At 39.4% G+C, this 23,645-nt stretch carries 21 protein-coding genes and 3 pseudogenes; 14 read left to right on the forward strand and 10 right to left on the reverse strand.

All coding sequences use genetic code 11. From position 1 onward, the window contains the following. Positions 1 to 142 precede the first annotated feature (142 nt). Positions 143 to 406, forward strand: a complete 264-nt coding sequence (locus tag ACX27_RS32425; protein ID WP_158507386.1) for a hypothetical protein — start codon at positions 143 to 145, stop codon at positions 404 to 406. A 23-nt stretch (positions 407 to 429) separates the two neighbouring features. Beyond that, entirely contained in the window at positions 430 to 1,404 is a 975-nt protein-coding gene (locus tag ACX27_RS14865; protein ID WP_062293831.1) for a cysteine synthase A, read from the forward strand. Between the two features lie 13 nt (positions 1,405 to 1,417). Here the strand turns inward: ACX27_RS14865 and ACX27_RS31745 are convergent, their stop codons facing one another. Then, a complete protein-coding gene (locus ACX27_RS31745) occupies positions 1,418 to 1,648 on the reverse strand; it encodes a hypothetical protein (protein WP_144427467.1) in 231 nt (76 codons plus the stop codon). Positions 1,649 to 1,703: 55 nt separating this feature from the next. Between ACX27_RS31745 and ACX27_RS14870 the strand changes: the two genes are divergently transcribed. From ACX27_RS14870 to ACX27_RS14885, 4 genes are all read left to right on the forward strand, one after another. Next, positions 1,704 to 2,039 carry a (2Fe-2S) ferredoxin domain-containing protein gene (locus ACX27_RS14870; protein ID WP_062293834.1) on the forward strand — a complete coding sequence of 112 codons (336 nt, stop codon included), beginning with the start codon at positions 1,704 to 1,706 and terminating at the stop codon, positions 2,037 to 2,039. Between the two features lie 297 nt (positions 2,040 to 2,336). After that, positions 2,337 to 3,122 (forward strand): DUF5331 domain-containing protein, encoded by a 786-nt coding sequence (locus tag ACX27_RS14875; RefSeq protein ID WP_062293838.1) that lies wholly within the window; start codon positions 2,337 to 2,339, stop codon positions 3,120 to 3,122. A 627-nt stretch (positions 3,123 to 3,749) separates the two neighbouring features. Beyond that, positions 3,750 to 3,974 carry an RRXRR domain-containing protein gene (locus ACX27_RS14880; protein WP_062293841.1) on the forward strand — a complete coding sequence of 75 codons (225 nt, stop codon included), beginning with the start codon at positions 3,750 to 3,752 and terminating at the stop codon, positions 3,972 to 3,974. 135 nt (positions 3,975 to 4,109) lie between these two features. After that, a complete protein-coding gene (locus ACX27_RS14885; protein WP_062293844.1) occupies positions 4,110 to 5,354 on the forward strand; it encodes a bifunctional sterol desaturase/short chain dehydrogenase in 1,245 nt (414 codons plus the stop codon). Positions 5,355 to 5,594: 240 nt separating this feature from the next. Here the strand turns inward: ACX27_RS14885 and ACX27_RS14890 are convergent. Together ACX27_RS14890 and ACX27_RS14895 are read right to left on the reverse strand one after the other, a co-directional pair. Next, positions 5,595 to 7,747, reverse strand: a pseudogene (locus ACX27_RS14890) (sensor histidine kinase). A gap of 93 nt (positions 7,748 to 7,840) precedes the next feature. Next, positions 7,841 to 10,414, reverse strand: a complete 2,574-nt coding sequence (locus ACX27_RS14895) for a sensor histidine kinase (protein ID WP_144427468.1) — start codon at positions 10,412 to 10,414, stop codon at positions 7,841 to 7,843. A 371-nt stretch (positions 10,415 to 10,785) separates the two neighbouring features. On the opposite strand from ACX27_RS14895, the gene ACX27_RS14900 reads away from it, so the two are divergent. Beyond that, the gene (locus ACX27_RS14900; RefSeq protein WP_062293847.1) at positions 10,786 to 11,199 is read left to right on the forward strand and encodes a heavy metal-responsive transcriptional regulator; all 414 of its coding nucleotides are present in this window, start codon (positions 10,786 to 10,788) and stop codon (positions 11,197 to 11,199) included. A gap of 71 nt (positions 11,200 to 11,270) precedes the next feature. On the opposite strand, the gene xseB is transcribed toward ACX27_RS14900, so the two are convergent. Together xseB and xseA are read right to left on the reverse strand one after the other, a co-directional pair. After that, positions 11,271 to 11,504, reverse strand: a complete 234-nt coding sequence (gene xseB, locus ACX27_RS14905) for an exodeoxyribonuclease VII small subunit (RefSeq protein ID WP_062293850.1) — start codon at positions 11,502 to 11,504, stop codon at positions 11,271 to 11,273. Next, positions 11,504 to 12,751 carry an exodeoxyribonuclease VII large subunit gene (gene xseA, locus ACX27_RS14910; RefSeq protein WP_062293853.1) on the reverse strand — a complete coding sequence of 416 codons (1,248 nt, stop codon included), beginning with the start codon at positions 12,749 to 12,751 and terminating at the stop codon, positions 11,504 to 11,506. Before xseA ends, xseB begins: the two co-directional genes overlap by 1 nt. A gap of 461 nt (positions 12,752 to 13,212) precedes the next feature. On the opposite strand from xseA, the gene recA reads away from it, so the two are divergent. Beyond that, positions 13,213 to 14,283: a recombinase RecA gene (gene recA / locus ACX27_RS14915; RefSeq protein WP_062293856.1), complete on the forward strand. Its 1,071-nt coding sequence runs from the start codon at positions 13,213 to 13,215 to the stop codon at positions 14,281 to 14,283. A gap of 94 nt (positions 14,284 to 14,377) precedes the next feature. Here recA and ACX27_RS14920 read toward each other — a convergent pair whose 3' ends face one another. Both ACX27_RS14920 and ACX27_RS14925 read right to left on the reverse strand, forming a co-directional pair. Then, complete coding sequence (locus ACX27_RS14920) at positions 14,378 to 15,148, reverse strand: FHA domain-containing protein (RefSeq protein WP_062293859.1); 771 nt, start codon at positions 15,146 to 15,148, stop codon at positions 14,378 to 14,380. Positions 15,149 to 15,548: 400 nt separating this feature from the next. Next, positions 15,549 to 15,998 (reverse strand): annotated as a pseudogene (locus ACX27_RS14925) (pentapeptide repeat-containing protein); the annotation flags it as partial. A 125-nt stretch (positions 15,999 to 16,123) separates the two neighbouring features. Here ACX27_RS14925 and ACX27_RS31750 point away from each other — a divergent pair. The 3 genes and pseudogenes from ACX27_RS31750 to ACX27_RS14945 form a co-directional block, all read left to right on the forward strand. Then, positions 16,124 to 17,157, forward strand: a pseudogene (locus ACX27_RS31750) (IS630 family transposase); the annotation flags it as partial. 310 nt (positions 17,158 to 17,467) lie between these two features. Continuing rightward, a complete protein-coding gene (locus ACX27_RS14940) occupies positions 17,468 to 17,797 on the forward strand; it encodes a hypothetical protein (protein ID WP_200929949.1) in 330 nt (109 codons plus the stop codon). Positions 17,798 to 17,884: 87 nt separating this feature from the next. Next, positions 17,885 to 18,139 (forward strand): hypothetical protein, encoded by a 255-nt coding sequence (locus tag ACX27_RS14945; protein WP_062293873.1) that lies wholly within the window; start codon positions 17,885 to 17,887, stop codon positions 18,137 to 18,139. 109 nt (positions 18,140 to 18,248) lie between these two features. Here ACX27_RS14945 and ACX27_RS32430 read toward each other — a convergent pair whose 3' ends face one another. Both ACX27_RS32430 and ACX27_RS33885 read right to left on the reverse strand, forming a co-directional pair. Beyond that, positions 18,249 to 18,407 (reverse strand): hypothetical protein, encoded by a 159-nt coding sequence (locus tag ACX27_RS32430; RefSeq protein WP_158507387.1) that lies wholly within the window; start codon positions 18,405 to 18,407, stop codon positions 18,249 to 18,251. Between the two features lie 28 nt (positions 18,408 to 18,435). Then, positions 18,436 to 19,428, reverse strand: a complete 993-nt coding sequence (locus tag ACX27_RS33885) for an endonuclease domain-containing protein (RefSeq protein WP_235526644.1) — start codon at positions 19,426 to 19,428, stop codon at positions 18,436 to 18,438. Positions 19,429 to 19,709: 281 nt separating this feature from the next. On the opposite strand from ACX27_RS33885, the gene ACX27_RS14955 reads away from it, so the two are divergent. Beyond that, entirely contained in the window at positions 19,710 to 20,015 is a 306-nt protein-coding gene (locus ACX27_RS14955) for a helix-turn-helix domain-containing protein (RefSeq protein ID WP_235526645.1), read from the forward strand. A gap of 183 nt (positions 20,016 to 20,198) precedes the next feature. On the opposite strand, the gene ACX27_RS14960 is transcribed toward ACX27_RS14955, so the two are convergent. Continuing rightward, entirely contained in the window at positions 20,199 to 20,396 is a 198-nt protein-coding gene (locus ACX27_RS14960) for a hypothetical protein (RefSeq protein WP_062293875.1), read from the reverse strand. A 382-nt stretch (positions 20,397 to 20,778) separates the two neighbouring features. On the opposite strand from ACX27_RS14960, the gene ACX27_RS14965 reads away from it, so the two are divergent. Together ACX27_RS14965 and ACX27_RS14970 are read left to right on the forward strand one after the other, a co-directional pair. Beyond that, positions 20,779 to 22,077: an Arm DNA-binding domain-containing protein gene (locus ACX27_RS14965; RefSeq protein WP_062293879.1), complete on the forward strand. Its 1,299-nt coding sequence runs from the start codon at positions 20,779 to 20,781 to the stop codon at positions 22,075 to 22,077. An 84-nt stretch (positions 22,078 to 22,161) separates the two neighbouring features. After that, entirely contained in the window at positions 22,162 to 23,463 is a 1,302-nt protein-coding gene (locus tag ACX27_RS14970) for an Arm DNA-binding domain-containing protein (RefSeq protein ID WP_062293882.1), read from the forward strand. Positions 23,464 to 23,645: the final 182 nt, after the last annotated feature.

The raw sequence follows: 23,645 nt of genomic DNA on the forward strand, positions 1-23,645 counted from the left end.
GCTCAGAGGTTCATTCACTAAGCTCAGAGGTTCATTCACTAAGCTTAAAGGTTCATTAATCAAGCTCCGAGGTTCATTCACTAAGCTCAGAGGTTCATTAGTCAAGCTCAGAGGTTCATTCACTAAGCTCAGAGGTTCAGCGATGAAGTCCCAACTACATTTATTTTTCTCTCGCGCCAGTCTCAAACAGTTTGCATTTCCTATTGTTGCAGTAGAAAATCCATATAGCAGCCGTAAATTCTACCGCCGCAATAAGCCAAAATTCTTATATAGCGGTTCTTACTTGCTTGTAATGCAGTCGGAACCACCCCACGCATTTGCTAACGCAAACGCTCCCCTCCCCGTTCACGGGGAGGGGTTGGGGGTGGGGTTGAAATGTATCTCATCCAACCGAGAACCGCTATAGGCGAGAATTCGAGAAGATTGAACATGGACATCAAAAACGGCTTCATTGGCGCTGTAGGTAATACACCCTTAATTCGGTTAAACAGTTTTAGTGAAGAAACAGGATGCGAAATTCTGGCTAAAGCGGAGTATCTCAACCCTGGTGGTTCTGTCAAAGACCGAGCCGCACTGTATATTATTCAAGATGCGGAAGAAAAAGGTTTACTCAAACCCGGTGGTACTGTGGTGGAAGGAACCGCAGGTAACACAGGTATTGGACTGGCGCATATTTGCAACGCTAAAGGCTACAAATGCCTGATAATTATTCCTAATACTCAGTCCCAAGAAAAAATCGATGCACTCACAGCGTTAGGTGCGGAAGTTCGCCCAGTCCCCGCTGTTCCCTATAAAGACCCGAATAACTATGTCAAGCTATCTGGTAGAGTTGCCGCAGAGTTAGATAACGCCATTTGGGCAAATCAGTTTGATAATTTAGCGAATCGCCGCGCCCACTACGAAACCACAGGCCCAGAAATTTGGACACAGACAGATGGTAAAATAGACGGATGGGTAGCTGCAACTGGTACAGGTGGAACCTTTGCTGGTGTGGCATTGTACCTGAAAGAACAAAATCCGGCGATTAAATGTGTTGTTGCCGATCCTCTGGGTAGTGGACTTTATAGCTATATCAAAACTGGCGAAATCCATTTAGAAGGTAATTCTATTACTGAAGGTATTGGTAACAGTCGAATCACAGCGAATATGGAAGGCGCACCTGCTGATGATGCCATTCAAATCGATGACACAGAAGCTTTGCGCGTCGTTTACCAATTGCTACGGAAAGATGGACTCTTTATGGGTGGCTCAACAGGTATTAATGTGGCGGCGGCTGTTGCTTTGGCAAAACAATTAGGCCCTGGACATACCATTGTCACTATTCTTTGTGATAGTGGTTCCCGCTATCAGTCACGCATATTTAACCATGATTGGCTGGCTGCTAAAGGGTTATCGGTAAATTAACGTGATGTACAACTTACCTTTGAAACCCCTCTCCAAACCTCTCACGCCAGTCGCTACAACGGAGGGAACCTCCGCAACGCGCTGGCTCCCCGACACGGAGAGAGGCTTTGAATCTTGCTCCCCTTCCCTTGTAGGGAAGGGGTTGGGGGTTAGGTTTGAGATAAAGTTGCACACGGCGTAAATTATTAACAGGCGATACTTCGACAAGCTCAGTGACAACCTTCGCGGACTGGTCAGTAGTCAATGGACATCTCCAGTTGACTGATGACTATTGACTATTGACAAATAACTATTGACAAATGACAAACATCACTCAACCATCAAATTCAGGGGCTAGTAGTCAAGCATCTACTTACAGGTGTGTGCGGGTTTGCCAAAATCGCACCTGTAAAAAGCAAGGCGCGGCTAAGGTTTTAGAGGCTTTGGCAAATTTACCAGTCCCCGCAGATGTGACTGTAACAGCTAGTAGTTGTTTAGGACAATGCGGTAACGGGCCGATGGTGTTGGTTCTACCGGATATGGTTTGGTATAGCGGTGTGCAAGCCGATGAAGTACCTCTATTGGTAGAACAACATCTCCGGTGTGGTGAAAGAGTCAAGCAGATGCTTTATTATCGATTTCATCCTCAAGGATAAATACATATCTTGCACCAAACGACTGAAGTCGCGGCTACACAAACAAAACCCGCCTGCGCGGGTTCTAAATCCTTAATTTTGCATTAGTTTGTATAGCCATGAATTCCATTAGTCGAGTTTAGATGCAAGAGATGAATAAATCTACAGCAAATTTCAAGTGAGTGAAGTACACAATTGTGTTTTCAAAGCTAGGTAAAAAGTCTATTCTCATTCTGACTTCTGACTTCTGACTTCTGAATTCTGCTGTAATTACAAACAACCAGGTCTGCTCTATTGTTGACTCAAGTGAGGCATCCGATGAATATTCAGCAGCTACGTCAATCATTAAAAATGAAGTGGCTGGGTTACTATAAACAAAATCGTCCCTGGCTGGTAAAAATGCGAGTTTGGGGAAATTATAATGGCCTAAGAAGACCATCATCTGGCTTTATTTTGGCGACTTTATCTGTTCTAGAACCAGAGTTTGAGCAGATGCTGAGTTTTATGATGGATCTGAATAATAATCCTGATGCCATAGTGACAGCTTTGGGGCTGAATTTTAATCCTGATGATGAGTTGCGTTTAACAAACTTGGATGAAGTTGCACCGATAAAGGAGTTTCCTGAAAATAAATCGCTTGAGGAACAACCGGTGCGATCGCTCGCCACAGCTAACGATATAATTCCTCAATCTCCAGCTACAATCGAACATCCCGAAAACATCACTTCCGATTCACCACAGGCGCACCAACCTTTACCAGCCTTTGCAGTTGCTACCAAGGTGAGTCTCAAATCTGCTCATAAATCACGCCAAAATATACCAATCTCAGCTTTAGCTCTAGCTACAACAGTTCCCAACAACGGTAAAACTGTCGCTTTAGCAGTGGAGCTTCCCAATCATGGCAAACTAATGCCCAGAAGCATTGTAGTTTCTCGCCAGACAGAAGTAAAAAGTCAGACGAAAACCGCACCATCTTTGACTGAGACTACTGGAGTGTCTACTAATGGCAAATCACCACAAAATTTAAAAACTCAGCCTTTGACTCATTCTCATGCCCGTAGTCTAGCTTCTTGGGTAGATGAATTTTGTCAAGGTAGAGAGTGAATAGCCCCGACGAATGAAATTCGCGGCTATAAAAACAAAGTCCGCCTGCGCGGACTAACGGAAAATTAAGGGTTTTGAACCGGAAAATCAAGGATTTGGGCAAGAGTTTACTTCGACAAGCTCAGGGCGGCGCTGCGCTCAGTAACTGGGGTGTAGGGCTATATGTCAATACGGTTCAGTTAACGTTTTAATCTTCTGAAGATCCCCCCAACCCCCCTTAAAAAGGGGGGCTAATAACCCTCTTCTACCCCCTTTTTAAGGGGGTCGCCCGCAGGCGGGGGGATCTTAACTTAACCGTATTGGGCTATATGTCTCCAAAACCCTTACACCCCTACACCCATCCTTAATACTTGACTGTGCAAACACCTCTAATAATCAGCTTGCTTTTTTAATTTGTCTGTGTTAAGTTTTGTTTGTACTCTAAACAACGGTAAATCGCTCGATAAACCGATGTTTAAGGACACGATATCACAGCTAAATGGGCGGTAATTATAGGAGAGTACTGGAGTTAACCTCTAGGCTCTCATCTTTCTTATGAACAGCAAAGGTTGCGATCGCAATTTCGTCAGCAGTGAAATCAGCAAGTGCGATCGCTTAGTAACTTGAACGAACAATATTTTTTGATTTATGACTAAAGTTTTAATTCTTGATGCCAATCAACAACCCCTATCTCCAGTACGCATCAGTCATGCCAGAGCATTATTGTCTCAAGGAAGAGCGACTGTCTTTCAAAGATATCCCTTCACAATTATTTTGAAAGAGTCTTTTTCGCAAATCCAGCTAGAGCAACTTGGTTTTAAACTCCAACTCAGTACTGTTGTTACCAAACACAAAAAGCGGGGATTGATATAAGTTCCTTTGGCAAAAGATGAAGCGATCGCCAAATCATCATCCTGAACCCCTACTTTAATGTAGGGGTTTTAAAATGCGCCAACCCTGACTAGAGTAAATATAAAGATTGATTAAGATAATGGCGTACTAAAAAACATGATTAAGATGTTAGCTGAAAACTGGACTGTGATTGAAGCAAATTTACAGATTAACTGGCTACTGGTAAATAACTGTTTGCAGTTTGCGGCTTGGGGAGTTTTTTCGCTGTTGCTGGCGGAGGTATTCAGGGATACTTACCATGCTTTATGTCACAAAGTAAGTTGGTTAGCTAAATGGCATAACAAACATCATGCAGCCTATCGCCGTGACTTATCGGTAGTTTCTCTGAAAATGTATCAAGAGTCTCAGCTTTACCATGACATTGTAGAGTCGGTGCTTTTAGTCTTTGTTTTGATAATAGTGGCTTTGTTAGTAAACCAATGGGGGTTTTGGTTCGGAGTACTATATGCTTGCACCTTTTTGTATGGGGCATCGGTGCGATATTTTCAAGGGAAAATTGATACTGACTATAATCACTTACCAGGCCCTTTAGAAATTATTCCTTCAAGTTTATGGGTAAATCGTGCTTACCATTGGCGACACCATTTTGATGATGTGAACGCTTATTACAGTGGTGTGTTTCCGTTGGTGGATAAAATTTTAGGTACAGCACTTTCTCTTAAAGGTAAAACCATCGCCATAACTGGCGCATCGGGAACTTTGGGACAAGCGTTAACAGCAGAACTAATCAAACACAATGCCAAGGTTGTAGCTATTACAACAAATCCAGAGAAGTTAATCACTCAAACAGGTGTCATGGTACTTCCTTGGGAGTTGGGGAATGAGGCTCAACTGCGAGATAGGTTAGAAAAAGTCGATATTTTGATTATCAATCATGGTGTGAATGTTTATGGCGATCGCACACCCCAAGCCATCAATTCATCTTATGAGGTGAATACCTTTTCGGCGTTGCGGTTGATGGATATTTTTATGACAACGGTGACGGGGCCACAAGACAAAGCCACTAAAGAAATTTGGGTGAATACTTCGGAGGCAGAGGTATCACCAGCCTTGAGTCCACTTTATGAACTGAGTAAACGCACATTGGGAAATATTATCACCCTCAAACGTTTAGAAGGTAATTGCATCATTCGCAAATTAATCCTCGGCCCGTTTAAAAGTCAACTAAATCCTTATGGGGTGATGTCAGCTACCCAAGTGGCAAAATTCATTGTATTTTTAGCAGTCCGCGACTTTCGCAATATTATCGTGACAATTAATCCCCTGACTTATTTGCTATTTCCCTTCAAGGAGACTAGTACATGGTTATATTATCGCGTGTTTAGTCAAGCCAAGAACTAAAATTAATGCGATCGCTCATCAGTAAAATGTAGGATGGCGATCGTATGTATTTATGACACAAATTCATCTGCGTCTATCTGCGTCCATCTGCGGTTAATATTTATAAATACAGAATAAATGTTCTCACGCAGAGGCGCAAAGGCAAGGCAGCGCGTTGCGGGGGTTCCCCCCGTTGTAGCGACTGCCGCGCAGAGAGAATCAGGAGTTTCAACGCCGAGGAATTAAATCAGATTTATATATTCAGCTAATTGGTAGGGTGAACCAAAATGTTACGCCTGTTTCCAATCCACTTTGTACACCAATTTCGCCACCATGAGCTTGAACAATTTGTTTACACAAATATAAGCCTAAACCTAAACCTAAAGAATAAGGGTTATTCTTGCCCCGGAAATATAAATCAAATAATCTTTGGCTTTGTTCTGGGCTAATGCCAATACCGTTATCGCTGACGGTACAATAAATTTTATTACCTTCAACTATGGCATTAATTGTAACTTGCAATCCTGGCAGATTATGTTTGATAGCATTGCCAATTAAGTTAGAAAATACTCGCCATAGTTGCGTTGCATCAGCGTTGATTAAGGGTAAATCTGCACTTACAAGATTGATCAGATTAGTTTGATTTTTTCGCAACATTGGTTCTAAATCTGCGATCGCATCTGCGACAATCATATCTAACTGCACAGGTTGACGCTGTAAAACTAACCCTTGTATGTCGTTGACATGGGCTTCCATTAATGAATTAATTAAATTCAATTGGCGATCGCTACTCTGCACCATCCGTTCTAAGGTGGTACGGGGTAGAGAAATCATATTACTCTCCTCTCCCGCATTGTCTAGCAAATTCCTCAGCACCATCAAACTCCCCAAAACTGGGTTACGTAAGTCGTGAGAAACTGCATGAAAAAAAGACTCGCAGTGCTTCTTCGGTACGCTGGCGATCGCGCAATGCAGTCTGAAGTTCGCTAATATCTAAAATTATCCCGACTAAGCCGCCCAAGGAACCATCAACTTTAGAAAAAATAGCTTTGTAAAATATGACATCATGTTTGGTTTGATCAGCAAATACCAAAAAACTTTCGTAAGTTTGGACTTGTTGCTGTTCAAACAAGGTCATATCAGCGTGATAGTATTGGTCAGCCAGTTCTTTGGGTGCAAGGTCATAATCAGATTTACCAAGAATTTGTTCTTTCCGCAAACCGAGAACTGCTTCAAAGGCTGTGTTGCAACCAAGATATAAACCTTGAGTATTCTTATAAAAGACGGGAGTGGGAATTGTATCAATTAAAACTTGTAAAAAATCTATTTGTTCTTGTAAGGCTTCTTCGGCTTGTTTGCGTTGGGTAATATCCTCAATTAACCCCTCATAATAAAGTAGTTTTCCTTCTGAGTCACGCACAGCATAAGCTTTTTCCGAAATCCAAACAATACTGCCATCTTGGCGATAAATTTGTGATTCAAATTCGGAGATAATGCCATACTTTTCAATTAACCGCACAAAATCGGCCCGACGCTTGGGATCAACATATAATTGATTTTCAATATCTGTAAAATTGGCTGTAACTTCTTCTGGTGAAGAGTAACCATAAATCTTAGCTAATGCCGGATTAGCTGTAATATATCGACCATCAGGACTGCTTTGAAAAAATCCCTTCAATGGCGTTTTCAAAAATACTGCGATATTTGGCTTCGGCGACGACTAATTTACGATTAGCTGATTCTAATTCTTTGCGTGCGTAAAATTCCGAACGTTGTAGGCGATCATATAAGTAAACGCCCAAATCACAGATAACACAAAACCAGAATATATACAAAATAAATGTCACATTATATATTTCTGGATGTTCTGGTTTTAATGTTTTTAAACCCAAGGCAGTATTAACAATAAAATAATAACCTAAAATACTGACCTGCGATATTAAATGGAGCGGCCAGCGCACTGGCATAAATATAGCTTGACTGAGAAATAGTAATGACCAACCAACAATATCTGGTAAGGCAAAACCTTTAATTGTGGCGAACAATTGAGATGCAAAACCAACTGACCAAGATGTACCTAAAAATAATCTGCCTGGATGATGATGACCAAAGCGAGTTTTATGTAAACTAAAACAAATCAATAAACTCAGTAACATGGAAACGTTAATCGCCAGTCCTTGAATTCTGACTATTCTTGGGATCTGTACCAATTCTTGTAGAGAAAAGAATAAATCATAAATATCACGGACGGTAAAAGTCAATAAACAAATAAATGCCAGCCATAACCACAGGCGTAATCTCTGCCACAGAAAATGATTACGCCAAGAGTAATATTCACCAGTAATTACATCTATTTTTGGTGCTGAAAAAACTTGTTTCCACCAAGTTCCAAATTTTTGCAATAATTTAGCCATTAGTGTCTTACCTACTTTGACCATACCATCGCAGGCGTTGTTCTATTTTGCTCCTCGTATTTATTATGATGAGTTATGGCTACATTTTGACGACTAATCGGCTACAGACAATGTGAACCAAAATGTTAATCCTCGTTTGCGGTTACTAATCACACCAATTTCGCCGCCGTGTGCTTGAATAATTTGACGACAAAGATACATCTTCAACCCTAGAATTGTGGAACAAGGTGCTTGGGGTTCCCGCACATATAAATCAAACAGGCGATCGCTATCTGTTTTACTCATTGTGACACCGTTATGTTCAATTTGAATTTTGATCATACTTTCCACAACGGTGGCTGTCAGCGCCAATCTCAACCCTGGGGGATTTTGTTGCAAACTATAAATTAATAAAGTTAGCAACACTGTTTGTAACTGTGTGGGGTCTGTCTTGATTAATGGCAAATCTTCTTTGATTAAATTTTCTAGCGTTGCCTGATTTTGCCACAACAGTGGTTGTAAGTCGGGAAGAATTTTTTCGAGGAGTGTGTTTAAATTTACCTGCTGGAGATTTATAGTAACACCTTGCTCCATACAGCAATGAATTTCTAACAAAGAGTTAATCATTGCCAGTTGGCGATCGTTCCCTTGAATCATCCGTTCAATAATTGAACTAGGTACAGGAATTGACTGGGAAACAGCAGGGTAAGAAGTTTCTGGTGGTGTATGGGAACAGAGGAGAACAGGTGGTGATTGTTCCCCAACTCCCAAATCCCGACTCCCGACTCCCCCATTTTCCAGCAAATTCTTCAGTACCATTAAGTTTCCCATAACTGTGGTGCGTAAATCATGAGCGACTGTATGCAGTACCACGTCTTTAACTTGTTGCAGGTTTTCTAACTCCTGCATTTTTTGTTGCAGTTCGGCGGTGCGTTCTTCTACTTGGCGTTCTAAATTAGTGTTAAGTTCTGCGAGTTCTTGGTAAAGTTGCGCTTGCTGAATAGCGATCGCTAATTGTTCTGATAATTGCTGGAGTAAGTCGATTTCTATGGATCGCCATTGACGCGGGGCAGAACATTGGTTAGCAACTAAGGCACCAATTAATTCTTCACCTAACATGATCGGTACAGCCAAACTTGCCCTAGTCTGAAATTGTTGATAATTGGCTTGTAATTTTGGCGATACTGTGATTTTGCTGACATCTTCAACTACACGCACGCGATGAGTTGAAAAAATAGTTTTCAATTCTTGCAAATAACTTTTATCTTCTGGTGTCCAACCTAATACAGAGGGAAATTTAGGATCTACTGATTCTGCGATTGTTTGGACTTTTACTTCATAATCATTCAACCCAATAAAAACCCGATCAGCTTGTAAAAATTGCCTAACTTCCGAGACGGTAGTTTGAAGAATTTGTTCTAAATTCAGGGAAGAGCGAATTCTAACTAGAGTTTCCGTCAACAAGCGATCGCGTTGTGCTGTCAATCGCATTTGGGCTTCTGCTTGCTTACGGGCGGTAATATCATGATTAATGGCTAAAATACATGGTACGCCATCTAAATCAATCACATCGGCAGAAAGTAGTGTTGTGCGTACTTCGCCGGACTTGCGCCGAAACGTAAATTCTAAGTTGCGGATGGCTCCCTTGGTTTGCAAATCTGCCAATAATTGAGTGCGATCGCTTTCATTTACCCAGATTTTTAAATCAAAGGCTGTATGACCAATTACTTCATTCTGCTCATAGCCTGATAGCTGCATAAAACTATCATTCACCTCAATGAAGCGTCCTTCCTTAAGGGTACTAATACTAATTGGATCTGGACTGCAATTAAAAGCTTTAGAAAACTTTTGTGCTAAATTTCGTAGTGAAGTTTCTGCTTGTTTACGCTCGGTAATATCTCGAACAATGGCTAACACTTCATCAGCGCCACTAACTACTAACCGCGCTTCAAAATCACGAATACCTTGGGGTGTTGCCAATTGATATTCGCAAGTTTGTAAAGTGCCAGCATCCAAAGTTTTCGCAATGGTTTCTTGTCCAATTAAGGCTATATCATTTGGTAATAAATCTCGCATATTTTTACCAACTATCTCTTCTTTCGTTAAAGTGAGACTGATACCATCACCTTTCAAATCAAGATATTCACCATCACGACTCAAGCGAAACATCAAATCTGGAATTGCTGCCAAAATTGCTTGATACCTCGCCTCACTAGCGCGTAACTCTTCTTCGGTGTGTTTTCTAGATGTAATATCTATCACTAAGCCATTGCAGAGAATATCACCGTTGGCTTCTGCTTCTAGTTGGCAAGCTCCCTGAATATACTTGAGTTTACCACTAGGAGTCATAATTCTGCCTTCCCAATGCCAAGGTTTAAGTGTGGCAAAAGCTACAGCTAGAGATTTTTTAAACTTAGTTCTATCTTCCGGGTGAATTAGCTGGTATAAGATTTGCCAGTCTGCTTGAATTAGTTCTGGTTCTAATTCTGACAAGTCTCGACAACCAGAACTTACGTATAAAACCACCTGGGAACCATCCGCCTGTTGTCGGAATTGAAAAATCATCCCTGGTAAAATAGCAGCAATTTTGTCCAACAAAGTGATAGTCTCTGGCGGAAATTCAAGTTTACGTAGTAATTTTAAGGCTTCATTCACTATTTCACCCTTTGATACCCAACCAACTGACATGATTTGTCAAGAGATGGTAACTATGGCGACAATTTCGCTGTTGTGAACGTCAGTGCTAACAGCAGCAAAACCTAGCCTTATTTCAGGTTAATTCTTGATGGGGCGATCGCATTCACCCAATCGGGTGAACCATTGGCTTACACCACTTTGGATTGTAAATTAGTTGATGCCCGGAACAATAGCAGATAAGACAGCAAGTTGAGGCCGCAGGGGGCAGAGGGCAGGGAGTAAGGGAGAGGATTTGCAGCTTTTATTACCAATGAACATAGCGCAATTTAAATGACAATTAGCTTATTTCCTTTTGACTCTCTATTCAACTGGAGAGTTTAAAATAAAATCAGTAATCATGTCTGACTAAAAGTTTACGAATTATGTTCACCCCAACAGCAGCAAAACAAATTGGTGTAGTTGCTAAAGAAAGCGGCGTACCAATTAAAACCATTCGCTACTACGAAGAACTCGGTCTACTTAAATCATCAGGTAGAACCGAAGGCGGATTTAGATTATTTAACTCTGATGTTTTAGCACGACTCCACTTTATTAAACGCGCTCAAAGTTTAGGCTTAAGTTTGTCAGAAATTAAAGATTTTTTAAATGTTCATGATAGTGGTAAATTACCTTGTGAACATATCAAAGCGAAATTAGAAGACAAGGTAAAAGCTATTGATGAACAAATTCAACAATTAATGATTTTGCGACAAGAATTATCAGGATTACTTTCTGGTTGGGAAATCAAACCTGATCATTCTCATGCTACTATTTGCCCCATCATTGAAAATGAATAAATATCACCGATAAGAGTAAAGATTTCGATTTAGAGGTCTACAATCATTGGTGAGTCTGACTCCTGAATTCTTCAATCATCATTTAAAGTTTCAATCAATAAATCTACTTGCTTTTGTCTTTGTTGCAAAAAGCTTTCACACTGACGTAAATACTCAACAGCAGTGGCAAACTGCTCAAACACTGCTTCTAACTCTAGTTCACCCGCTTCGATGCGGGCAATAATTTTTTCAATTTCTGATACCTTCGCCTCGTAATTCACGTTTGCGATCGCTTCAGAATCCGAGGAACTTTTACGCTTAACCATTAATCTTTTAGGGTTTTAGTCGTCACTTCCATAACTTTTACTTTAACTTCTCCCTGCCCCAACTGAACCAACAATTCTTGACCAACAGTTAACTCAGTTGCATGACGGGCGATCGCACCATTTTCTTGGCGTACCACTGCATAACCTCGCTGTAACACCGCCTTCGGGTCGAGGGTAGCTAACTTTTGACGCAACAATTCTAAATGTTGTGTGGCTTGTTGCGATCGCTGGCTAGTAACTTGCAAAAGTTGCTGACGTTTCCAGCCTAACTTTTGCATTTCTTGTTTGACTTGTCTATCTAACCCTACACGCTGCAAGCGATTACGTAATATTTGCAGTTGATTGACTGCTGATGTCCTCACTTCATACACGGCATCATACAAAGCATCAATTCGCTGCTGATGTTGAACATACAATTCTGATAGTGACGGCACAACTAATTCGGCGGCAGCGGTCGGTGTATGTACGCAGACATCAGCTGCTAAATCAACTAAAGATTCATCTCGTTGATGACCAATCCCCGTAATTACTGGGATAGAACATTCTGCCACAGCCCTAACGACTCGCTCATCATTAAAGCAAGCTAATTCTTCAACTGCCCCACCACCCCGTGATAAAATTAGCACCTCAGCCCGACCATCTTTCTCAACTCTAGCGATCGCCCTCACTATCGATTCTGGGGCTTGTTCGCCCTGTACTGTGGCTGGGGAAAATAATACTTGTAACCCAGGATATCGATGTTTGAGGGTTTTTTGAATATCACCCCAAGCCGCAGCCGTGGGTGAAGTCACAACTGCGATCGTTTGGGGATGGGGTGGTAGCGGCCGCTTTTTTTCGGGGTCAAATAACCCTTCCGCTAACAAGCGATTCCGTAATTGTTGATAGCGTAATGCTTGTAAACCCACACCCGCAGGTAAAGCTTGCCAAACCGTTAATTGATACTCTCCTCTTTGGGGATACAGGCGTATACTCCCCAAAATAATTATCTGTTCCCCAACCGCAGGAATCTGCACGAGTTTCGCTACTTGACTATTCCACGCCACGCACTTAATCGCTGCTGTCCCATCCGGGTCTTGGAGTGTAAAAAATAAACCACTGCGATGATGATTGGCGCTGGAAACCTCCCCTGTGATCCAAACTTGTCGTAGTTGCTCATCTTGCTCTAACAGCAACCGGATATAATCAGTTAACCCAGCTACCGAAAGTGCTGTATTGAAAGTTACAGAGTCAGTAAAATCAAAAGTCATCAATAATAAGGGGGCTGATTGAATAAGAACTCAGAACTCAGAATTCAGGAGCGATGCCCTGAGCTTGTCGAAGGGTCAGAATCAATTAGTGGAGCATTCGCCAACGATGCACTGAGCTTGCTGAAGTGTCGCAAAGAATCCCCAAGCTGAATTCTGGCTCCTGACTCCTGAATTCTATTTTGATAAACTAGCAAAACTTCTATCCAAATCCTAACAAAACCGTGTATTTTTCAGATTGGTAGTCCTGAACACCTCAGATAAAATTTGGCTGAGGCGGGAATAACTTACCACTAGACCTGGCGAAAGCCATAATAGTTGAGGGGGGTAAAGACTAATCAAAGTTGTGACGTTTGTTTCTTAGAGAAATCCGATTTCCGCATTTTCTGGCTAAAATAGTATATCTGTTCTACTTCAACTCCAAACCTAACACTCCATAAATCCATATATAGATAGAGGCAGTAATGGCTATCAACACTGACAATTCCGGTAAGCAAAAAGCCCTGAATATGGTACTCAACCAGATTGAGCGCAGCTTCGGTAAAGGTGCTATTATGCGCCTGGGCGATGCAACCCGGATGCGGGTGGAGACAATTTCCACAGGCGCACTCACCTTAGATTTAGCCCTAGGTGGTGGTTTACCCAAAGGGCGGGTAATTGAGATTTATGGCCCAGAAAGTTCTGGTAAAACCACAGTTGCCCTACATGCCCTCGCCGAAGTGCAGAGACAAGGCGGAATTGCGGCTTTTGTGGATGCAGAACACGCCCTAGACCCTACTTATGCGGCGGCTTTAGGTGTAGATATCGAAAATTTACTGGTTTCCCAACCTGATACTGGGGAAGCAGCTTTAGAAATTGTTGATCAATTGGTGCGCTCATCTGCCGTTGACATTGTAGTTATTGACTCAGTAGCTGCATTAGTCCCTCGCGCTGAAATCGAAGGCGATATGGGAGATGCACACGTTGGTTTACAAGCACGTTTGATGAGCCAAGCTCTCCGTAAAATCACGGGTAATATTGGTAAATCTGGTTGTACAGTAATTTTCATCAACCAATTACGGCAAAAAATTGGTGTCACTTACGGTAGCCCAGAAACTACAACTGGTGGTAATGCGTTGAAGTTTTATGCTTCTGTGCGTTTAGATATTCGCCGCATTCAAACCTTGAAAAAAGGAACTGATGAATTTGGGAACCGCGTTAAAGTAAAAGTTGCTAAAAATAAAGTCGCACCACCTTTTAGAGTGGCAGAATTTGACATTATTTTTGGTAAGGGAGTGTCAATTTTAGGTTGTTTGGTTGATATAGCTGAAGAAACAGGTGTTTTAACTCGCAAGGGCGCTTGGTATAGCTACAACGGCGACAACATTTCTCAAGGTCGAGATAACGCGATTAAATATTTAGAAGAAAAACCAGAATTTGCTGAACAAATTAAACAACAAGTGCGCCAAAAACTTGATATGGGTGCGGTTGTTTCAGCTAATTCTGTATCTAAAGTCAATGAAGACGAGGAAGAAGACTACGAAGAGGAAGAATAGTATTTACTATTGAACAGTGAATCAATTAGTGGCGTATGTCTTTTCGCCACTAATTGCAGAAATCAAATTTGAAAATCTTAAACTCTATTCATACCTAAGAAGGCGTAACTCTGCTGAAAAATCTATCTAAAATTTCTGATTTTTGTTCTGTACTAAAACCATCATTGCTATTTTGATAGTCTAGTCCAAAGTTTTTGGTAAATGGAATAGCCTTATCAGTATCAGTAATTTCATGTAAGTATTTTCCTGGTGCAACGTGACTTAAAGTATCATCTAAGTTGCAGTTTTTGCGAGATGAAAGCTGCATCAGTAACTCAATAGCTACTGTCGGTAAAACGCGAGAAGTCTGATTATAGAAAAAATAAAAACTCAGACTACCGATCCGAATGCGATCGCCTTCTTTGAGTTTAATTGTTTCATAGACTCGTTCGCCATTTACAAAGCAACCATTTGTACTTTTAAAATCGACTAAGTAAAATTCGTCTTCATCATATTGGATGGCAGCATGGCGACGTGATAAGTATTTATCATTAATACAGATACCACAGTGGCGATCGCGTCCAATTGTCCAAATTCGCTGCGGTTGTAGTAAAGTTTGGGTTTGATTTTCAGCCAAATTAGTTACCAAGTAAACCTGCTCATCATCTACTACACCCTGCACATAACTTACATTTAACCCTGTTACACCAGGCAATGATCGGCCTTCCATCTGAAGAATTTCATCTAGAAGTCCACTATGGTGTTCGTATAACTTGACAAATACTTGATATAAACTTAGTCTTCTTTCTATTTCTTTACTCTGGAACTCAGCAATTTTAGCTGAAGTTTGTAGTGTGAATAGATTTGATTTACTGATGTCGGTCATGAACTTTTTTCTCAGCCTACAATCAGGAACAGTGGCTTTTTGAGTTTTTGCTGCTATTTTAAAAATTTAGCAACTTCCGAGAATTGAGTTGGATGATTTTGACTAAGAATTCCTACTTATATTTTGGTACTTAGTCTAAATATCATGCAGCTTTAGTTTTTTTAAAAAATTGTTTTATTTCGTTCTATATTGTAAATTACTGTAGTCTTATTTTAACAGATACTAATTATTAAGAATAATTTAAGTATTTCTTAAGTAATATTAGAAAGATTAAATCTATAGGATTAATTTCAGAATTAATACAAAAGCAAAAATTAAGTATTGAGTATCAATACTTAATTTTTAATTTGAGTTATTCAAATTTATTTATGAGGATTTCCCTGTTCCTTTTTATCTGGAATTACAATAAACCACGTTTACCATTCGGGCGTACTGTCATCCAATTAGTTTTGGCTAGAGCTAATTGCTCATCTAAAATTTTGGCACCAGTCAGATTAGCACCACATAAATTAGCGCCTCTAAGATTAGCGTTACTCAGATGGGCATAGCTGAGATCAGCACCCCGTAAGTCTGCTCCTTCTAAATCAGCATGGTTGAAATAAGCTTTGCTTAAATTTGCATCTCTGAGATTGGCGCGGGTGAGGCTAGCCCTACCAAAATCACTGTTATGAAGATTTGCACCTTGAAGATTAGTACTTTGTAGTTGAGCCGAATGAAAATTGGTTTCTGACAACTCACTACCTTGGAGGTTGAGAAAGTTTAAATTGTGTAAGGCGAAATCTCGTCTTCCCTTGAGATAGGCTGTTAATAAAGTTTGGCTATCTAATCTACGTCCAGCTTTAGATTGTTGATTATTTGCACTATTACTATGACTGTTATAGGAATCATATTTGATTTTTGAAAAAAAACAAGAGATAATACGGAGACAGGTAATAAGTATAAGGAAGAACAATGCTGAATCAGCACTTGCAGCAGGCGATCGCTGAACTAGAGGAATTTATAGTTCAAAATATAAATGCCCGTGAAGCGAGAAAAGGATTAGCAGTAAAGCTGGTTTATCAAGGTTACTTATATGAGGAAATCAAGAAAATTCTTGGTGTTTCACTTGGTTCAATAACAGGTTGGAAACAAGTATATGAGGAGAATGGTGTTGATGGTCTAAGACTAAATTATAAAGGAAGAAAAAGCTATTTGAGTAATGAGCAGCGAGAGGAAGTATTGAGTTGGCTTCAAACAAAGGATTATTGGGAAATAGGAGAATTAGAGTATAAACTAGCTTTTGAATACGATGTAGTTTACGAAACGAAAAAAAGTTACTACGATTTGTTTAAAGCAGCAGGAATAAGTTGGAAAAAAAACACGAAAGTTAACCCAAAAGCCGACCCAGATGCTGTTGATGCAAAAAAAAAGAGATTGAAACATTGTTGGAAAACAACCGGAGCGAAATTGAAACAGGTAAATTAAGAGTGCTACTGATTGATGAATGTCATTTAATGTGGGGAGACTTAAGTGGTTATATATGGGGTAAAACAGACCAAGAAATTATGGTTCCGGTGGTCAATGAACGAGAGAAACAAACATATTATGGAGCCATTGACTATCTTCAAGGAGAATTAATACTTAAAACTTATGATGCTGGAAATTCCCAAAATACGATTGATTATCTACGTTATTTGCTAGATGAGTCTCCTAATCAGCAATTATTAATTTTTTGGGATGGTGCTAGTTACCATCGTTCTCAAGAAATTAAGAATTTTTTGGATGAACTGAATAAAGGACTTTCAACTGACCAGTGGAAAATACACTGCGTTCGTTTTGCTCCTAATTGTCCAACACAAAACCCTATTGAGGATGTTTGGTTGCAAGCCAAAACCTGGGTTCGACGTTTTTGTGCTTTGCTCCCTTCATTTTCTCATTTAAAATGGATGTTTGAATGGTTTATCCGTCACACTACCTTTGATTTTCCCACTCTTCAGATGTACGGAGCTTTTTCAAAAATCAAATATTAGTCCTATATGTCTCTACTTATTGAGTAGACATGACAAGCTACGTAATTTATAAATTTGGAATGTTATACTATTTCACTTTAAAAATGATCCAGATATGCAAGCAACGCCTCGACTTCGCTCGGCGAACAGAAGCAAAGTTACAGAGGCGTGATGTATATCAGTAATTTTGTGAATTGGTATTAGCACTGGGCATTAGCATCTGCCTAAAACAGTTATCAAATCTAGTTCTGGGACAATTGAATCTGCGATCGCTTATTTCCGGTATGATAACCTTATATGTTGTCATCCGTGCATTCTTAAAATAATCGATATGATTGCAGCCAAAACGCCCACTAGACGACACTGGGAAGTGTTTGAGGTTTACAAAGCTAGGGTTGCTATCAAAATGGAGCCTGAAGAGTTCCTAAAACACTGGGCAGTCAACTACGAAGAACTTGCCGAATTGTGTGGTCGTTCTAAAAGCACGGTAGCGCATTGGTTTTCCCAAGGTGAGCATCGTAGGGAACCTTCAGCATCTGACAAACGGCGATTAGCTGAAATTCATGCTCTGTGGATTCAATTTGAAAATGAACCTGCCCACCTTCGAGAGATATGGGCAAGAAAACGACGGCGCAAACAAGACAAGGAATGTAATGATTAGTTGTCATCAGTGCATTATTTAGTTGTCATGGTGACAACACGAGCTTTATTGTGTGTCATAGCCATTTCCACCTCACATAGGTGAATTATGATTACCCAAAGCTTTTTATCCAGCATCGAAGAAACGAATGCAGCAACTAATAGTTCCAACGAAGTTCAGATTGTGCAAGGTAAAGAACCACTAAAACATATTTTAATTGGTTCTTCTAAAGCTGTAACCAGCACAATTTATCATTTCCAAGTTATTGGCTATGCAGATGTTGGTGATTGGAGTCCCTTACTACCCAGCCCTAATCCTGGTGAAGTCATGAGCATTTTAAACAGACCGATTGTGGTGCAGTAACTCTAACTCTTTACTGGGGCTGTATTACTACAGCCCTATTTTTTGAAACAAAGGTTACTCACGGTGTCTTGCTTAGAAACTAACTTTAGTAAGCAACCAGTATTGATTTTCAGGATTCTTCTGAGCAACTACCTTCTTTAAAAGCAGCTTCTGTAATTACCCTTCGTAACCAAGCGGACTTATCCGGCAGTGCAGCCCCTGCCCAGTCTGCAAACTCAGATGTATTGGCTTCGGCCTTACCCCAACCTAGATCACCAAAAGTTGCCAAGACCTATTTAGCACTTAGCACCCTATTGTTAACCTATCTTCTTAATTATTTGCAAAAATTCCTCAACAACATCATCTGGATGTTGCTCGCATTTCGAGTGAGTAAAACGTTGAATTATCCCTATTCCATTATGCTGGAAAAGGCGGTCTCGCTCCTGCTCATTCACTCGGCTTTCTGGTTTGTGAGAAGGGCCATCCACTTCAAGAATGCCCCACTTTCCTTCATATAAAACAAAAAAATCTGCTTCCATATTCCCTCTGTTACCAGTTTTTCTAGGATCGGTAAGACGGGCTAAACAGTTGGGAAGAAACAAGACATTAACACGGTCAAGAGCTTTTGCTATTTGAACTTCGGCTTTTGAGCGAAACCGCATTCCCTGCCAAGTATAAATTGGTTTATTGGGATAGAATGGAACGCCTTGATTGTTAACAACCTCATCAGCACAAGAAATTACACCAACATCTTCATGATTTTGAGGAGATTTTGAACTGCCATTTTGAGTTTTTTTCTTACTTTGTATTAATACCATTTCGCCTGTATTAAGAGACTGTTGCTCAAGTTGAAACCGGGCATTTTTAATATCTTGGTGGGTAATATTGTTTTTTCGAGCCGCATTAGACAAGGCAATTCTAAAGATTTTTTCTTTTCTTTTGATATCCGTCTCCTTTCTTAACTCCAATCGTGCATTGACCGAGATTTTAATACCAGTAATATCTATTTTTATTACGTCCTTGATAATTCTTTTCTCCTCGTAAGCCCAGGCAATTTCATAGCATGTAGTAGGAGCTAAACTAATCTTATTTTCTTTATATAATTGAGTACAAATTTGAGTAAAAGAACCATGTTTAATCGATTTTTTCGTATCATTTTTTAAAACATTGTATTTTAAATGCCAGAGTAAATACTCTAGTTGACTATTGCATTTGATTATAGAAGCAATTGTTATATTGCATTCCAACTCTTCTTTTTCTGACAAATACTTTTCTTTCATAATTCCTCCAGTTACAGGATCAATTTCCATGTAAGACACGAAACACTGAGTAACTATTACAACAATCTGGCTTTTTGATTATCTTGTGTACGTATCACATATGCTTCTCTTTGTATTGCTTTTTCAGAAACTTATTTAGTAAAGGAGATGCAAATAGTAAAGTGCCCAGATGTTGCTTTAGCCGTTTGGGACGAAAGCGCCTAAATACCTCGGCAAAGCCAAAAATATTATTGATACGGCTGGGCATTTTATTACTTGTAAGTACTTAATAGGCTGGCTCGTTTATCAGAAATATTATCATATTAGACGTTTTGTTTGCAAAATGCGGCGACTTGTCCGTAGACGCTTTGTCAGCACTGACTGATGATAGTGTCGTGATCCAATTAAACGATAGCCAAAACATTAAAACTCGGTTTGCTAAAGCTGTGCGACGACGACGGCGAGAACTAGATTTAACCCAAGAACAGTTAGCTGAAATCAGTAATCTTGATCGCACATATATATCGCTTATAGAACGAGCCGAACGTAGCCCAACACTCGAAAATGTCGAGAAGCTGGCTCACGGACTGGGATTAAAGATTTGGGAGTTCTTTGCACGCTATGTAGAGGAGTCATAGGTAGTTGGATGCCAAAGCCAGGAGGTTAGCCTCCTGACTCCGGCGGTACAAAACTGTGCAAGCAACGTAAGCCAGTATAGAGAAGCCAGGTCAATCATTGTGATTTTGTAGAGCGAGGAATTATTTGTCGCTACGGTTAAATAATTCTCGCTCTATATGTTCCCAATGAACTAGTAATAATTCTCAGGATTGTTCTGAGCAAATACCTTCTTTAACAGCAGCTTCTGTAATTACCCTTCGTAACCAAGCGGACTTGTCCGGCAGTGCCTTAATAGCTAGATCCACTTTTGGGGAAACCTTCACACACAGAGGTGTCTTAGCCAGTGCCTCATTTCCCATTGGCTCAAAGTGTTTAAGATTGTCTAATTTGTTATTTTTCATCGGTCAACAATTGATTCGCTACAAATTGAATACACAGTTTTATTAAAGTCATTTTGCCCAAAAAGCCTATTAATCGAACTTTTCACACGTATACCAGTGAAAATAACCTAAAATTTGCCACAGTCTGCTACAAATTGAATACAAAAATAAAAAATCCAATACTTTAGATACCTGAAACTACTATAAAACAAGAATTTTTACGTATTTTCCTGATTACCAAATGGACTCTACTGACTGTTATAATTTAAAATTAAGCAGCTAACTCATCAGTTGAATTCACTGGTATACCGTAAAAATTTTGAGTAAATATACTTATTGTTTGTAGAAGTTTTTAATTGATTAGTTGCTTGTAGCTACAATTTGAATACAAAGGCTCAAACCATTGAAAAAACGTACTTCTAGGCGAAATCAATCTGATTCATCAACTGTAGGTAAAGCTCGGATTGAATCAAACGGTGGACATCTGCGTATTGTCCTACCTAAACATCTGTATTCAGGTGAGCGCAAGTATCTGAGCTTGGGATTAGCTGATACTAAAAGCAATTGGACTAGAGCCGAAGCAAAACTATTAGAAATTCAACGGGATATTGATTACAACGAATTTGACACTACCCTCAACAAATATCTACCTGGTTCAAAAAATCAAGTAAATACTGCCGAGACTCAGGATAAGGAACAGGTTGAACAACTTATTCTCAAACAAATGTTGGCAGATTTTGAAATTAGATATTTTTGGACACGTAAAAAAACTAAACAATCTCAACGTACGTTTAATCATCACCAAGAAGTAGTCACTAGAGCTTTCAACTTTAAAAAGGATTTCAACTTTTGCTTAACTAAGAAATATATTGACCAAGCAATAGAGTTAACTGATGCTGGCACTCATTTAAGAAAAGATACAGTATCTTCTTTAAGAGTATTCTTCAAGTGTTTCAAGTTTGATTATGAATTTGAATCGGGTATAGCTAAGGGCTACCAACCACAAGAGAGGAACTTACCAACAGATGCAGAAATTATAGAAGGATGGCAGAAAATCCAAATTGAAAAGTCTTCTTGCAGTCATAAAGGTAATGGAGAGTCTTGGGGTTGGAGCATGGCAGTGATTGCTACTTACGGTTTAAGACCTCATGAAGTATTAGCAATAGATTATGAGAAGTCTTTTCAAGCAGATACTGATTACCGTTTATATATTAATGAAGATATTATAGGGGGAACCAAGACTGGTTCCAGGGTTGTATACCCACTCCCATTTCAATGGGTAGAGCTTTTTGATATTGCTAATCCCAAAACTCAATATTTGGATAAATACAAAGATCCTTTTCTAGCAAATTTAGATAAATTTTCAGATCGGTTTGCTGAAAGAATGCGATTTAAAAATGTAGGCTTTAGACCGTATGATTTGCGCCATAGGTATGCAATTAGAGGAAGAGAATTGGGGTATAAAGTCGATGATTTAGCCAAATGGATGGGGCATAGTCTTAAAGAACATACAGAAACTTACCAAAGATACTGGTCTGATAATTCACATACCATAATTTATGAAAAAATGCTAAGTCGTCAGCAGGAATTAGAAACAATCTCGGATCAAAGTCTCTCTTATAGCGAACTAGAAACCTTATTAACAAAAGCGAATCAGCGCATTGCGGAACTACAAGCTGAATTACTCAATTATGAAAGTTAGCTTACAAGCGAATCAAGCAAGCTAGGTGAGAAAGCCAGAGTGATTATCAATAATCCAATTTATTTACTCAATTTTTGAGACTATATGAAAAAATCCAAATCAGTCAATCATACTTCTCGTGCATCTAAAGGCACAGCTAACATTCAAGTAAATGGCAAATATCTACGTATACAAATGCCTAGACATCTTTATGCTGGTAAACAAAAATACTTAACCTTGGGATTGATTGATACAACAGAAAACTGGACTATAGCAGAAGCTAAACTACAGGAAATTCAAAGAGATATTGATTATGATAATTTTGATGTGACTTTAGATAAGTATCAATTACCTGCTAAAAGTTCAACTAGTATTAAGGATGATGAGCCAGACAAAAAACTAACTTTTAAGGAAATGTTAGAGGTTTTTGAGAAAAAATATTTTCTCAAACGTAAAAAAGGACGAAAATCTCAAGATAGTTTTTCTCAATATCGACAATTTATTATTCGTGCCTTCCAATTCAAAGATAATTTTGACTTTTACTTATCCAAAGAAGATATTGATAAAGCAATTTATTCAACTGAAGCTGGTTCTTCTACTAGAAATAGAACAGTAGTTTCTCTTAAGGTTTTTTTAGCTTGTTTCAAATTTGAATATGAATTTGAATCAGGTCTAACTGCTGGTTATAAACCAGAAAAAAGAGTTTTACCAAATGATGGCGAAATTATCGATGCTTGGCACAAAATTCAATTAGAGGGCGAATCTTGTCATAAGAGACATAAAGGTAATGCAGAATCGTGGGGTTGGATATTTGCAGTAATTGCTACTTACGGTTTAAGACCTCATGAGGTATTAGCAATTGACTATGAAAAATCCTTTCAACCTCCACACTTTCCTATATATATTAATGAGAAAATTACTGGAGGAACCAAAACAGGTTCAAGATTGGTCTACCCACTTCCCTATAAGTGGGTAGAGCATTTTGACATCGTTAAGCCCAAAACAAAATATATAGATGAATCTAGAGAGCTTTTTCAGACAAAAATCCGAACATTTGCTGATCGATTTGGCGAGAGATTAAAAACTAAAGGAATAAACTTTCGAGCTTATGACTTGCGACACCGCTATGCCATTCGGGGACGTGAATTAGGATTAGATAGCCATGAATTAGCAAAATGGATGGGTCATACTTTAGATGAACATACCCAAACTTATCAAAAGTATTGGACTGACAATTCACACTCTATTATTTATAAAGCAGGGCTGCGCCGTATTGAGGAGTTAGAAAGAACCAAAAATGGAGGGCTTTCTATTAGCGAATTAGAAATGGAATTAAAGAAGGCTGAGATTCTTATTGCTCAGTTGGAAGCTGAGTTGTGTCTTAGAAAAAAGCTGGCAGAAAAATAACAATCTTTGATTTAGATAGGCATCTCTATGTAAAACATTAATTTTTGATATTACTAATATTTTTAGCTCTATCGCTACCGTTATGAACTTTAATAGTAAATACCAAATAGTTATAAGCTGTGTTCCTGACAAAAATCTGGTTTTGAAAGTTCTGGAAAAAACATGAGTAGTTGTTTCAGTCT

It is taken from the genome of Nostoc piscinale CENA21, assembly GCF_001298445.1.
GTDB lineage: Bacteria > Cyanobacteriota > Cyanobacteriia > Cyanobacteriales > Nostocaceae > Nostoc_B > Nostoc_B piscinale_A.